Here is a 12,956-nt window from a genome sequence, read left to right as displayed (position 1 = left end):
GGGTAACGTGGACAAGTTCGAGCTGAAGCTGGACCAGGCGGCACGCGCGGCCTGGCTTTCCTATGTGGGAGGACGAACCCAGGACGAGATCGCCAGCCAGCTCGGGGTATCGCGCCCCGGCGTGCAGCGGCTGCTGGCCCTGGCGCGCCAGGAGGGGCTGGTCAAGGTGCATATCGACCATCCGCTGGCCAATTGCATGGTGATGTCGGATGCCATCCTCAAGCGCTTCGGGCTCGAGTTCTGCGACGTGGTGCCGGCCGACCCCGAGGCCCCCGACAGCAGCGCTCACTACCTGGCAGTGGCGGGAGCGGAGCGGCTGGCCAGGCTGATCGAGCGCTCCGAGCCGCTGACCCTGTCGCTGGGCACGGGACGTTCGGTGCGTGCCACGGTGGAGGCGCTCAGCCGCATCGAGCGTCCCCAGCATCGCTTCGTCTCGCTGGTGGGCAATGTCGCCCGCGACGGCTCGGCCAACCGCTACGACGGCGTGATGGTGCTGGCCGACAAGACCGGCGGCGAGCGCTTCCTGCTGCCGGCGCCGGTGGTGGCCGGCTCGGTGGAGGAGAAGGAGGCGATGCTTGGCCAGCGCCTGTTCCAGGCCATCGTCGAGATCGCCAAGGATGCCGAGGCGGCCTATATCGGGGTGGGGCGCATCGACCGCCAGGCCACCCTGTTCCAGGATCACTTCATCAGCGAAGCCGAACTCGACGAGCTGCTCTCGCGAGAGGCCGTGGGCGAGCTGCTCGGCTGGCCCCTCGATCAGGCCGGCCAGGTGATCGAGTGCTCCATCACCCGGCGCGTCACCAGCTTGCCGCTCACCATGTTCCGCAACCAGACCCTGGTGGCCCTGGCCGGCGGGCGCGACAAGGGACCGGCCATTCTTGCCGCGCTGCGTGGCGGCTGGCTCAAGGGGCTCATCACCGACGAGAGCGCCGCGCGCTTCATCCTCGAGAACGAAGACCTCGCCTAGGATAGCCTAAAGTCTAAGGGGGTTGTCTTTGCCTTTTTTTGCCTTGTGTCCGATCATTTGATCGTCAACTGAGTATTTGATCAAAACAACGACTCCCGGCTACCAACTACAACGCCCCGATGGGCAAGCCCGCACACAGGAGCCCGACATGAAGTTCGCTCACGCCTTTCCCCTGGCCGGCCTGACGGTCGCCGTCGCTACCGCGGCTCAGGCCGAGACCATCACCGTCGCTACGGTCAACAACAACGACATGGTGATCATGCAGAGCCTGACCGAGGCCTTCGAGGAGGCCCATCCGGGTATCGAGGTCAACTGGGTGGTGCTCGAGGAGAACGTGCTGCGCCAGCGCCTGACCACCGATATCGCTACCGGGGGCGGCCAGTTCGACGTCCTGACCATCGGTACCTACGAGGCGCCGATCTGGGCCGAGCGCGGCTGGCTGGCCGCCCTCGACGACCTGCCCGAGGCCTATCGCGAGGACGATCTGCTTCAGCCGGTGCGCGATGGCCTCAGTCACGATGGCTCGCTCTACGCGCTGCCGTTCTATGCCGAGAGTTCGATGCTCTACTACCGTACCGACCTGTTCGAGGAGGCCGGCATCGAGATGCCCGAGCAGCCGAGCTGGGAGCAGGTGCGCGAATGGGCCGCCGAGCTGCATGACCCCAGCAACCAGCTGGCCGGCATCTGCCTGCGCGGCAAGCCGGGCTGGGGCGAGAACATGGCCTTCGTTTCCACCCTGGTGAACACCTTCGGCGGGCGCTGGTTCGACGAGGAGTGGAACCCGGAACTCGACTCGCCGGCCTGGCAGGAGGCGATCGGCTTCTACGTCGACCTGCTCGGCAACTACGGTCCGCCCGGGGCCAGCTCCAACGGCTTCAACGAGAACCTGGCGCTGTTCTCGCGCGGCAACTGTGCCATGTGGGTCGACGCCACCTCGGCGGCGGGCAAGCTCTACAACCCGGCCGAATCGCAGGTGGCCGACCGGCTTGGTTTCGCGCCGGCACCGGTGGCCGAGACACCCAAGGGGGCGCACTGGCTGTGGTCGTGGGCACTGGCCATTCCCGCCTCCTCCGAGAAACAGGAAGCCGCCCAGACCTTCCTGACCTGGGCCACCTCCCAGGAGTACGTCGAACTGGTCGGCGAGACCCAGGGCTGGACCAGCGTGCCGCCGGGTACCCGGGAGTCTACCTACGCGAACGAGAACTATCAGCGCGAGGCGCCCTTTGCCGGCTTCGTGCTCGATGCGATCAACAGTGCCGACCCGACCGACTCGACGCTGGAGCCGAGCCCCTATGTCGGCGTGCAGTTCGTCGGCATCCCCGAGTTCCAGTCCATCGGTACCCAGGTGGGCCAGACCATCGCCTCGGCGTTGACCGGCGATACCAGCGTCGAGCAGGCGCTGCAGAACGCCCAGCGCGCCACCGCGCGCACGATGCAGCGCGCCGGTTACTGATCCGCTGCACTCACCCTGCTGCCGGGGCCATGCCTCGGCGGCCAATTCCCAACGCTACGTGGTGATGCTATGAGCAAGACACGCGCCTCCGGGCGTACCGTCGGTGGCCTGCGCTCGCTGTCCCTGCAGGCCCCCGCGGTCACGCTGCTGCTGCTGTGGATGCTGGTCCCGCTGGGCATGACCGTATGGTTCTCGCTGCAGCGCTACAACCTGTTGATGCCGGGCATGGAGGGTTTCGCCGGCCTGGAGAACTACGAGTACCTGTTCAGCGACCCGGCCCTATGGCGCGCCATGGGCAATACCCTGCTGATGGTGGGCTCGGTACTGGCGATCACCGTGGTCGGCGGCGTTCTGCTTGCCGTGCTGTTCCAGCAGGAGTTCCCCGGCCGCGGCATCGCCCGGGTGCTGGCTATCTCGCCGTTCTTCGTCATGCCCACGGTCAGCGCCCTGGTGTGGAAGAACATGATGATGCACCCCTCCAACGGGGTGCTGGCGTGGCTCGCCGGGGTATTCGGCCTGCCGGCGGTGGACTGGTTCTCGTCGCTGCCGCTGACCTCGATCATCATCATCGTGGCCTGGCAGTGGCTGCCGTTCGCGCTGCTGATCCTGCTCACCGCCATGCAGTCGCTCGATGACGACCAGGTCGAGGCGGCACGCATGGACGGGGCGGGGCCCATTGCGGTGTTCTTCTACATCACCTTGCCGCACCTGAAGCGTGCCATCAGCGTGGTGATCATGATCCAGATGATCTTCCTGCTGACGATCTTCGCCGAGATCTACGTCACCACCTCCGGTGGGCCGGGGCTCGCCACCACTAACCTGGCGTTCCTGATCTACATCCAGGCGTTGCTCGACTTCGACGTCGGCCTGGCCTCCGCGGGCGGGGTGGTCGCCATCATCCTGGCCAACATCGTTGCCATCTTCCTGGTCCGGCTGGTGGCCAGGAACCTGGAAAGCTGAGGCGAGGAGCCACTCATGACCACACTCAAGACAAAGCAGGCCCTGCCGGCCGATGGCCAACTGGCAAGCGCTTCCGCCGCCAGCGAGGCGCGTGCCCGTCACACGCCGCTGGTGCCCAGCGCCGGCGCGCGACGGGTATGGCTGACGCTGCTGGGCTGGGGCATTGCGCTGGTCATCTTCTTCCCCATCCTGTGGATGGTGCTGACCGGCTTCAAGACCGAGGCCGAAGCGATCGCCGACCCCAGCCTGATCTTCACGCCGACGTTCGAAAGCTACGTCGCCGTGCAGGCCCGGGCCGATTACTTCAAGTTCGCCCTCAACAGCGTGGTGGTGGCCTTCGGCTCGACCCTGCTGGCGCTGGCCATTGCCATTCCCTCGGCCTATGCCATGGCGTTCCTGCCGACCAAGCGCACCAAGGGCACGCTGCTGTGGATGCTCTCCACCAAGATGCTGCCACCGGTGGGTGTGCTGGTGCCGATCTACCTGATCTTTCGCGACTTCGGCCTGCTCGACACCCGCACCGGACTGATCATCGTCTACACCCTGATGAACCTGCCGATCGTGGTTTGGATGCTCTACACCTTCTTCAAGGATCTGCCGCGGGACATCCTCGAGGCGGGGCGCATGGACGGGGCCAACACCTTCCAGGAAGTGCTTTACCTGCTGTTGCCGCTGACCCTTCCCGGCATTGCCTCCACCGGGCTGCTGTCGGTGATCCTGAGCTGGAACGAGGCGTTCTGGAGCCTCAACCTGACGTCTTCGAACGCCGCTCCGCTTACCGCCTACATCGCGTCATTCTCGAGTCCCGAGGGGCTGTTCTGGGCCAAGCTGTCTGCCGCCTCCACCATGGCGATCGCGCCGATCCTGATCTTCGGCTGGTTGACCCAGAAGCAGATGGTACGTGGCCTCACCTTCGGCGCCGTCAAGTAACGAGGTTTCCCCATGGCAACGCTAAAACTCAACAACATCGTCAAGCAGTTCGACGACACCCAGGTCATCAAGGGCGTCGACCTGGAGGTCAACGACCGCGAGTTCGTGGTCTTCGTCGGCCCCTCCGGCTGTGGCAAGTCGACCCTGCTGCGCATCATCGCCGGCCTCGAGAGCGCCACCTCGGGCGACATCCTGATCGACGGGCAACGCATCAACGAGGTCGGCCCGGCCGAGCGCGGCCTGGCGATGGTGTTCCAGAGCTATGCGCTCTATCCGCACATGACCGTCGAGGACAACATGGGCTTTAGCCTCAAGCTTGCCGGCGTGCCGAAGGAGGAGCGCCGCCGCAAGGTGCGTGAGGCGGCGTCGGTGCTGCAGCTCGAGCCGCTGCTCGAACGCAAGCCCAAGGCGCTCTCGGGTGGGCAGCGCCAGCGCGTGGCGATCGGTCGCGCCATCGTGCGCAACCCCAGCATCTTCCTGTTCGACGAGCCGCTCTCCAATCTCGACGCGGCGCTGCGGGTGCAGATGCGCATCGAGCTGGCGCGCCTGCACGAGGAGCTCGACGCCACCATGATCTACGTCACCCACGATCAGATCGAGGCCATGACCATGGCCGACAAGATCGTCGTGCTGCAGGGCGGCGTGGTCGAGCAGGTGGGCTCGCCGATGGAGCTCTACCACCATCCGCGCAACCGTTTCGTGGCCGGCTTCATCGGCTCGCCGAAGATGAACTTCCTGACGGTGGAGCTGGTGAATGCCTCTTCCTCGGGGGTTGAGGTGCGCCTGCCGGACGGGGCGACCCGCGAGGTGCCGGTGGACGGCACTGGCCTGAACGATGAGTCACTGACGCTGGGCATTCGCCCCGAGCACCTGCAGATCGAGCCCGAAGGGCCGCTCTCGGGGCGCATCGAGGTGATCGAGCGCCTCGGCGGGGTGACCTCGCTCTACGTGCGCATGCAGGACACCCTGGTCACGGTGAGTGCCGACGGCAACGTGGATAGCCGGGTCGGCGATACCCTGCGCTTCGGCTTCGATCGCGCCTGTGCCCATCTCTTCGACGCCGCGGACCTGGCCTTGCCGAGCCTGTCGCGCCACCCCCTGGCCGGGCTCAACCGTCAGGACAACCGCACGCCAAGCGTGGCCAGCGGCCAATGAGCGGGGTAGGCATGGAAACCTTGATCTTCGACTGCGACGGCGTGCTGGTGGACAGCGAGGTCGTCGCCGAGGCGACGCTGCTGGAACAGCTCAACCTGCTGTTGCCGGACATCTCCGAGGATGTCGCCCTACGCCAGGCGCTGGGCATGACTACCGCGGCGATCCTCGCCCGGCTGGAGCGGCAGAGTGCGCATCGGCTGCCGGCGGATGCGCTGGAGCGCATCGACAGCGCCATCGAGGCGCGCCTGGCTGAGGAGCTACGTGCCGTCGAGGGTGTGGCGGAAACGCTGGCTCGGATCGAGCTGCCGCTGGCCATCGTCTCCAACAGCCGCCGCCAGCGGGTGCTGGCGTCGCTCGCCGTTACCGGGCTCGACGCCCGGCTGGGCGAGGTGCCGCTGTTCACGGCCGATGAGGTCGAACGACCCAAGCCGGCGCCCGACCTTTACCTGCTGGCGGCGCGCAGGATGGGCCGGGCGCCGGGCGACTGCCTGGTGGTCGAGGACAGCGTTTCCGGGGTGACGGCGGCGCATACCGCGGGCATGACGGTGATCGGCTTCACCGGTGCCAGCCATATCGAGGACGGCCACGCCGAGCGGCTGCACCAGGCGGGGGCGTGGCGGGTGCTGCCGGCCATGCATGGCCTGGAGGCATTGATTCAACAATGGCACGAAGGTCGCGTTGTTAGCGCGAGTGCGGCCGCGAGCGAAACCAACGAGGAAAGTCCGAGATGAAACTGCAAGACAAGGTGGCTGTCATCACCGGCGGCGCACGCGGCATCGGCCTGGCCATCGCCGAGCGCTATCTCGCCGAGGGGGCGCGGGTCGCCGTTGCCGATATCGACGTGGCCGCGGTGGAGGAGGCGGTAGCGGGTTTGCGTCACTTGGGGGCCGACCGCGTCATGGGGGTGCGCCTCGACGTCTGCGATCGCGACTCGATCGCGGCGATGATCCAGGCCGTGACGCAGCACCTCGGCGCCATCGACATCCTGGTCAATAACGCGGCGGTTTTCGACATGGCACCGGTGCTCGAGGTCAGCGAGGGCAGCTTCGATCGGCAGTTCGCCGTCAACACCAAGGGGCTGTTCTTTACCCTGCAGGCGGTGGCCCTGCACATGGTGGCCCGTGGCGAGGGCGGGGCGATCATCAACATGGCCTCCCAGGCGGGGCGTCGCGGTGAAGCGCTGGTGAGTACCTACTGCGCCACCAAAGCGGCGGTCATCAGCCTCACCCAGTCGTGCGCGCTCGACCTGATCCGCTACGGCATTCGCGTCAACGGCATCGCGCCGGGCGTGGTCGACACGCCGATGTGGGACGAGGTCGATGCGCTGTTCGCCCGCTATGAGAACCGCCCGCTGGGCGAGAAGAAGCGCCTGGTGGGTGAGGCAGTGCCCTTCGGGCGCATGGGCAGGCCGGAGGATCATGCCGGGGCGGCGGTGTTTCTTGCCTCGGATGATAGCGAATATGTCGTAGCCCAAACTCTAAATGTCGACGGTGGCAACTGGATGAGTTGAAAAAATGAACCCCAATATTCATGACATGGCGGTGCGTTTACTGGAGGCCGCCGAGAACCGGCAACGCTTCATCGTCGCCCTGGCCGGGCCGCCGGGGGCGGGCAAGTCGTTCCTTTCCGAGTGGCTGTGTCGCGAGCTAAACGAGAGAGCGCCAGGCATTGCCGCGGTGGTGCCGATGGACGGCTACCACCTCGACAACGCCATCCTCGAGCCGCTGGGCCAACTGCCGATCAAGGGGGCGCCGGAGACCTTCGACCCCGATGGCTTGAAGCACGACCTGGAGCGCATTCGCCGTGCCGACAGAACCGTAGCGGTGCCGGTGTTCGACCGCCCGCTGGACCTGGCCCGGGCCGGCGGGCGCCTGATTACCCTCGAGCATCGCCTGGTCATCGTCGAGGGCAACTACCTGCTGCTCGATCGCGACCCGTGGCGCGAACTGCACGCCCTGTTCGACATGACGCTATTCCTCGAGGTGGCCGACGAAGTGCTCGAGGCGCGCCTGATCCAGCGCTGGCTGGGGATGGGCCAGGAGCAGCAGGGCGCCGTCGACAAGGCGCGAAACAAGGACATGCTCAATGCCCGGCTGATCAAGCGCGAATCCGTCGCGCCGGACCTCTACTGGCGTTAGGCCGCGTCACGCTGCCGTTGCCATCCATCATTTTTCGTTCATTGCCGCCCGCGGCAAGGAGTGCCCTCATGCCTGCTCTCAGCAACGCCACGCTCACCCGCCTCGATCCACGCATCGCCGTGCCGAGCTACGACCGCCAGGCGCTGACGCCGGGTATCGTGCACATCGGCGTCGGCGGATTCCATCGCGCTCACCAGGCCATGTACCTCGACGAACTGATGAACCGCGGCGAGGCGCTCGATTGGGGCATCGTTGGGGTCGGCGTGATGCCCGGCGACCGGCGCATGCAGGAAGCGCTGGCGGCGCAGGACCATCTCTATACGCTGGTGGTGAAGCATCCGAATGGCGAGCGCGAGCCGCGCGTGATCGGCGCCATGCTCGACTACCTGTTCGCCCCCGACGACCCCGAGGCCGCCATCGAGCGCATGGCCGACCCCGCCATTCGCATCGTCTCGCTGACCGTCACCGAAGGAGGGTACAACTTCCATCCGGTGAGCGGCGAGTTCGACCTCGGCAACCCCGACGTGCGCCATGATCTCGACCACCCGCAGGTGCCGCGTACTACCTTCGGCCTGGTGGTCGAGGCGTTGGCCCGGCGGCGTGAGCGCGGCCTGGCACCGTTCACGATCATGTCCTGCGACAACATCCAGGGCAACGGCGAGGTGGCCAGGCGCATGTTCACGGCCTTCGCCCGGGCACGCGACCCTGCCCTGGGGCAGTGGCTCGAAGCCGAGGTGGCCTTTCCCAATGCCATGGTCGACCGCATCACGCCGGTGACCCAGCCGGCGGATATCGAGGAGCTGGCGCGTGAGTTCGGCGTCGAGGATGCCTGGCCGGTGGTATGCGAGCCCTTTACGCAATGGGTACTGGAGGATCATTTCGTCAGCGGCAGGCCGTCCTTCGAGCAGGTTGGCGTGCAGGTGGTCGAGGATGTCGAACCCTACGAGCTGATGAAGCTGCGCCTGCTCAACGCCAGCCACCAGGCGCTGTGCTACTTCGGTTACCTGGCGGGTTATCGCTACGCCCACGAGGCGTGCCGGGACCCGCTGTTAGTCGACTTCCTGCTCGGCTACATGCGCCACGAAGGCAGCCCGACCCTGGCGCCGGTGCCGGGGGTAGATCTCGAGCAGTACCGTCTGACCCTGATCGAGCGCTTCGCCAATCCCGAGATCAAGGACACCCTGGCGAGGCTTTGTGCCGAGAGCTCCGATCGCATTCCCAAGTGGCTGGTGCCCGTGATTCGCGAGCAGCTCGCGACAGGCGGCGAGATCCACCGCAGCGCGGCGGTGGTGGCAAGCTGGGCGCGCTACGCGGAGGGCATCGACGAACAGGGCCAGCCCATCGCGGTGGTCGACCGCCTCAAGGACGAACTGATGGTGCTGGCCGCTGCCAACCGTACGCGGCCCACTGCCTTCATCGAAAACCGTGAGCTGTTCGGTGACCTGGCCGAGCACGAGCGTTTCCGCGAGGCCTATCTGGCTGCCCTGAAGAGCCTGCATGAACGAGGTGCGCGCGCTACCCTTGAAGCCCTGGCCGGGGAGCGAGAACAAGGAGCGGAGTGATGTATATCGGGGTGGACTGCGGTACCCAGAGCACCAAGGTGGTGGTGGTCGATGTCGAGGGCGAGGCGATCCTCGCCGAGGCGAGCCGTCCGCACCGCCTGGTGGAGGGCGAGAACGGGCGCCGCGAGCAGCAGCCCCAGGAGTGGCTCGAGGCCTTCCGCGGAGCGTTCGAGGAGGCCGTGAGTCGGGCCGGCATCGAGCGTCGCGCGATCCGCGCCATTGGCGTTTCCGGCCAGCAGCACGGCATGGTGGCGCTGGATGCCAAGGGCCAGCCGGTGCATCCGGCCAAGCTGTGGTGCGATACCGAGACGGCGGCGCACAACGACGCGCTGGTCGAGCGCCTCGGCGGCCCGGCGGGTTGTCTCGAGCGGCTCGGGCTGGTGCTTCAGACCGGCTACACCGCGTCGAAGGTCGCCTGGCTGCGCGAGGTTCATCCGGACGTCTATCGGCGCATCGATGCCATCCTGCTGCCCCATGACTATCTCAACTTCTGGCTCACCGGCGAGAAGGTGGCGGAGGCGGGCGATGCGTCGGGTACCGGCTACTTCAATACTCGCAGCCGGCAGTGGCGTCACGACGTCTTCGCCGAGATCGCCCCGGAGCTCGACCCCGAGCACGTGCTGCCGCGGTTGATCGACTCCCGTGAACCTGCCGGAACGCTGCGCCCGGAAGTGGCCCGTGAGCTGGGGCTGGGTGAGGGCATCCTGGTCGCGAGCGGGGGTGGCGACAACATGCTCGGCGCCATCGGCACCGGCAACATCGTTCCCGGCATCGTCACCCTGAGCCTCGGCACCTCGGGCACCGTCTGTGCCTATTCGCCCGAGCCGGTGCGCGCCGAAAGCGACATGGTCGCCAACTTCTGCGCCAGCCACGGCGGCTGGCTACCGCTGATCTGCACCATGAACGTGACCTCGGCCAGCACCCTGGTGCGCGAGTTGTTCGACCTCGACCTGGCGGCTTTCGGCGAGCGCCTGGCCGCGGCCCCGATCGGCGCCGAGGGCGTGACGGTACTGCCGTTCTTCAATGGCGAGCGGGTGCCGGCGTTGCCGCACGCCACTGCGAGCTTCCTGGGGCTCGACAGCCGCAACCTGACCCAGGCCAACCTGTGCCGGGCGGTGGTGGAGAGTGCCACCTTCGGCATGCGCTACGGCCTCGAGCTGCTCGGGCCGCTGGCCGCCGGGGCGAGCCAGATCCGCCTGGTCGGCGGCGGCGCGAGAAGCCCAGTCTGGCGCCAGATGGTGGCCGATATTACCGGCACCCAGGTGATCTGCCCGCAGGTGACCGATGCCGCGGCGCTGGGGGCTGCGCTGCAGGCGGCCTGGTGTGAGCGCCGGGAACTCTCGCTGGCCGCACTTTGCGAACGCCTGGTGCATCTCGACGAGGCTTCGCTGGCCGAGCCCGAAGCCACCAACGTGAAGGCCTACGAAGCGGTCTACACGAGGTATCGCGAGGCGCTGGCCGCGCAGCATGACATTCCGGCCTGAACCCACTCCATCTTCAACTGCAGCCCACGGAGAAGCCCCATGACGACTCGACTCGACAACCTTCGGCGCCATTCGCTGGTCGTCGCCGACACCGGCGATCTCGACGCCATCCGCCGCTACCGGCCGCAGGATGCCACCACCAATCCCTCGCTGTTGCTCAAGGCCTTCGATCTACCCGGCTACCAGGCGCTGATCGATGACGTGCTTGGCGCGGTCAAGGCCGAAGGTGGCGACTTGCCGACACGCGTCGAACGCGCCGTGGATCGCCTGGCCGTGGCCAAGGGCGCGGAAATTGCCAAGCTGGTGCCGGGACGCGTATCCACCGAGGTGGCCGCCAAGCTCTCCTTCGATACCGAGGCGAGCGTGCGCAAGGCCTTCGAGCTCATCGAACTGTACGAGCGCCGCGGCGTCGGCCGTGAGCGGGTGCTGGTCAAGCTGGCCTCCACCTGGGAGGGCATTCGTGCTGCCGAGCGGCTCGAGCGGGAGGGCATCAACTGCAACCTCACGCTGCTGTTCAGCGATGCCCAGGCCCAGGCCTGCTTCGATGCCGGCGTGTTCCTGATCTCTCCGTTCGTGGGCCGGGTTACCGACTGGTACAAGAAGGAGACCGGCAAGGAGTACGCCCCCGACGAGGACCCGGGCGTGCTGTTCGTGCGCAGCGTATGCGAGCACGCCGGTCGTGGCGGCTTCGATACCGTGGTGATGGGGGCGAGCTTTCGCACGACGGGGCAGGTGCTGGCACTGGCCGGCTGCCATCGGCTGACGATATCGCCGGCGCTGCTTGAGGAACTGGCGGGCGAGAAGGGCGAGGTCGAAAAGCGGGTCGTGTTCCCGTCCCCCGGTGAGCGCCCCGCACCGCTTACCGAGCCCGCATTCCGCTGGCAGCACAACCAGGACGCCATGGCCAACGACAAGCTGGCCGAGGGTATCCGCCGCTTCGCCGAAGACCAGGACCGGCTCGAGCGGCGCATCGCGGAGCGCCTGGGCTGATCACGGCTCCCCGACGGCTTATCTCTATCGAGCCAGGATGGCGTGGGCCTCTTCAACCAACTGCCGACCGCCTTGTAGCGTAGACGAAACCCCGTAGCCGATTTCGTGGCTGATCCGTTGCAGAACGATAGCGATTTCGCCTGCACCGGAAGGGGGAACGGGTGGCAGGGGGCCGACGTAAGGTTCCAGGTCATCGATGTAGGTCAAAGTTGCTCGACCGACGTGGTCCAATGTCGGCGCCAACTGCAGACGCATGTCCGAGGAGGCCGGTATACCCCGATCCACGCCCAAGACCTTCACCGCAGCGGGATCAATGACCAGAAAATTCGCTAGCTCGACGGCCCGGTGTTTCCTGTCCGCATCCAGCCCGGCCGCAATGGATAGCATCTGCGATGGTTTGTAGTAGTGGCCGGGTTGACCTTCGGGCGTCACCGGGCAGGCGGTGATGCCCAGCGGTCGGTCGATCTGCTGCTGGTAGCTCAGCATCATGTTCGAATGCGCGAAATCCAGCGCGGAATAGCCCAGGATCAGCGGTGACGTTTCGATGGAGTTTCGGTAGAGGATCTGGACGTCGACCGGAACGCATGCCCGCTTGGCACGCAATTCCGCCCAATAGTCGAACCAGGCGGTTGCATCCGCCGCCTCGAAGCCGAGCTGGCCATGGGGTCCGTACAGACTCTTGCCCTGCTGCAGGAGCCAGGCTTCGAATGCCGATTCCAGGCCACTGGCATCCATGGTCGGGTAGTAGTGTTGTCTGGGCGTGCCGACGGCAAACCGAACGCATTTGTCGTGGAATGTCTGCCAGCTTTCCCCTAGGGAAGGTGGTTCGATCCCTGCTTCCTGCCACCGCTCCTGATCGACGAGGGCAGCGCTGGCATTGATGCCCAGGTTGACGCCATACAGGCGCCCATCGACCCGACAGGAACCGATGTTGTGTTCGCCGAAGGAATCGATATCGAGCAGGTTGCCCAGGAACGGGTCCAGTGGTTCGATGACCCTGCTGCGGGCATATTCTTCGAGATAGCGGTAATCCATCTGGATCAGGTCGGGGGTATCGCCGAGCGCTACGAGTGTCGACAGTCGCAACCAGTAGTCCAGCCAATCGGTAAACACCGCCTCCACCCGGATATTGGGATGGGCGGCCTCGAACAGAGCGAAGGCTTCATTCGTTATCCGGGCCCGATCGGCCGAGCCCCAGCCGCTGAAACGCAGGGGCTTTGCCTCACCAAAGCACATTGGACTGACCAGCGTGAACGCGAAGGCGCCGACCGTGCGCTTGATGAATTCACGTCGGGGAATGGTGTTCGCGTTCATTAC

12 protein-coding genes are annotated in these 12,956 nt (G+C 66.2%); 11 read left to right on the top strand and 1 reads right to left on the bottom strand.

Features of this window, described 5'->3' with window-relative positions:
• The first annotated feature begins 7 nt into the window (after positions 1–7).
• The 11 genes from ACUY1T_RS11625 to tal all read left to right on the top strand — a co-directional run bounded on the left by ACUY1T_RS11625 (position 8) and on the right by tal (position 11,639).
• Complete coding sequence (locus tag ACUY1T_RS11625) at positions 8–967, top strand: sugar-binding transcriptional regulator (protein WP_446022922.1); 960 nt, start codon at positions 8–10, stop codon at positions 965–967.
• 148 nt (positions 968–1,115) lie between these two features.
• The gene (locus ACUY1T_RS11620) at positions 1,116–2,420 is read left to right on the top strand and encodes an ABC transporter substrate-binding protein (protein ID WP_446022921.1); all 1,305 of its coding nucleotides are present in this window, start codon (positions 1,116–1,118) and stop codon (positions 2,418–2,420) included.
• Positions 2,421–2,489: 69 nt separating this feature from the next.
• The gene (locus ACUY1T_RS11615) at positions 2,490–3,380 is read left to right on the top strand and encodes a carbohydrate ABC transporter permease (protein WP_446022919.1); all 891 of its coding nucleotides are present in this window, start codon (positions 2,490–2,492) and stop codon (positions 3,378–3,380) included.
• Positions 3,381–3,395: 15 nt separating this feature from the next.
• Positions 3,396–4,310: a carbohydrate ABC transporter permease gene (locus ACUY1T_RS11610; protein WP_446022917.1), complete on the top strand. Its 915-nt coding sequence runs from the start codon at positions 3,396–3,398 to the stop codon at positions 4,308–4,310.
• Between the two features lie 12 nt (positions 4,311–4,322).
• Positions 4,323–5,465: an ABC transporter ATP-binding protein gene (locus ACUY1T_RS11605; RefSeq protein ID WP_446022915.1), complete on the top strand. Its 1,143-nt coding sequence runs from the start codon at positions 4,323–4,325 to the stop codon at positions 5,463–5,465.
• An 11-nt stretch (positions 5,466–5,476) separates the two neighbouring features.
• Positions 5,477–6,196, top strand: a complete 720-nt coding sequence (locus tag ACUY1T_RS11600) for an HAD family hydrolase (protein ID WP_446022913.1) — start codon at positions 5,477–5,479, stop codon at positions 6,194–6,196.
• On the top strand, positions 6,193–6,975 hold the full coding sequence (locus ACUY1T_RS11595) for an L-iditol 2-dehydrogenase (RefSeq protein ID WP_446022911.1): 783 nt from the start codon (positions 6,193–6,195) through the stop codon (positions 6,973–6,975). The genes ACUY1T_RS11600 and ACUY1T_RS11595 overlap by 4 nt, the downstream gene beginning before the upstream one ends.
• Before the next feature lie 4 nt (positions 6,976–6,979).
• Positions 6,980–7,603, top strand: a complete 624-nt coding sequence (locus tag ACUY1T_RS11590; protein ID WP_446022910.1) for a nucleoside triphosphate hydrolase — start codon at positions 6,980–6,982, stop codon at positions 7,601–7,603.
• Between the two features lie 68 nt (positions 7,604–7,671).
• Positions 7,672–9,165: a mannitol dehydrogenase family protein gene (locus ACUY1T_RS11585; protein ID WP_446022908.1), complete on the top strand. Its 1,494-nt coding sequence runs from the start codon at positions 7,672–7,674 to the stop codon at positions 9,163–9,165.
• Positions 9,165–10,649: a xylulokinase gene (gene xylB, locus ACUY1T_RS11580; protein WP_446022906.1), complete on the top strand. Its 1,485-nt coding sequence runs from the start codon at positions 9,165–9,167 to the stop codon at positions 10,647–10,649. Before ACUY1T_RS11585 ends, xylB begins: the two co-directional genes overlap by 1 nt.
• Positions 10,650–10,688: 39 nt before the next feature.
• Positions 10,689–11,639, top strand: a complete 951-nt coding sequence (gene tal / locus ACUY1T_RS11575; RefSeq protein WP_446022905.1) for a transaldolase — start codon at positions 10,689–10,691, stop codon at positions 11,637–11,639.
• Between the two features lie 24 nt (positions 11,640–11,663).
• Here tal and ACUY1T_RS11570 read toward each other — a convergent pair whose 3' ends face one another.
• A complete protein-coding gene (locus ACUY1T_RS11570; RefSeq protein WP_446022903.1) occupies positions 11,664–12,953 on the bottom strand; it encodes an ABC transporter substrate-binding protein in 1,290 nt (429 codons plus the stop codon).
• Positions 12,954–12,956 lie beyond the last annotated feature (3 nt).

Source organism: Billgrantia sp. Q4P2 (genome assembly GCF_052806135.1).
The sequence above is the reverse complement of the archived record's forward strand: the minus strand, read 5'-3'. Positions and strand labels throughout refer to the sequence as shown.

Bases quoted from the DNA above. Each gene is read 5' to 3' on its own strand.
- ACUY1T_RS11620 (WP_446022921.1), top strand. From the start codon at position 1,116: ATGAAGTTCGCTCACGCCTTTCCCCTGGCCGGCCTGACGGTCGCCGTC.
- ACUY1T_RS11615 (WP_446022919.1), top strand. From the start codon at position 2,490: ATGAGCAAGACACGCGCCTCCGGGCGTACCGTCGGTGGCCTGCGCTCG.
- ACUY1T_RS11610 (WP_446022917.1), top strand. From the start codon at position 3,396: ATGACCACACTCAAGACAAAGCAGGCCCTGCCGGCCGATGGCCAACTG.
- ACUY1T_RS11605 (WP_446022915.1), top strand. From the start codon at position 4,323: ATGGCAACGCTAAAACTCAACAACATCGTCAAGCAGTTCGACGACACC.
- ACUY1T_RS11600 (WP_446022913.1), top strand. From the start codon at position 5,477: ATGGAAACCTTGATCTTCGACTGCGACGGCGTGCTGGTGGACAGCGAG.
- ACUY1T_RS11595 (WP_446022911.1), top strand. From the start codon at position 6,193: ATGAAACTGCAAGACAAGGTGGCTGTCATCACCGGCGGCGCACGCGGC.
- ACUY1T_RS11590 (WP_446022910.1), top strand. From the start codon at position 6,980: ATGAACCCCAATATTCATGACATGGCGGTGCGTTTACTGGAGGCCGCC.
- ACUY1T_RS11585 (WP_446022908.1), top strand. From the start codon at position 7,672: ATGCCTGCTCTCAGCAACGCCACGCTCACCCGCCTCGATCCACGCATC.
- xylB (WP_446022906.1), top strand. From the start codon at position 9,165: ATGTATATCGGGGTGGACTGCGGTACCCAGAGCACCAAGGTGGTGGTG.
- tal (WP_446022905.1), top strand. From the start codon at position 10,689: ATGACGACTCGACTCGACAACCTTCGGCGCCATTCGCTGGTCGTCGCC.
- ACUY1T_RS11570 (WP_446022903.1), bottom strand. From the start codon at position 12,953: ATGAACGCGAACACCATTCCCCGACGTGAATTCATCAAGCGCACGGTC.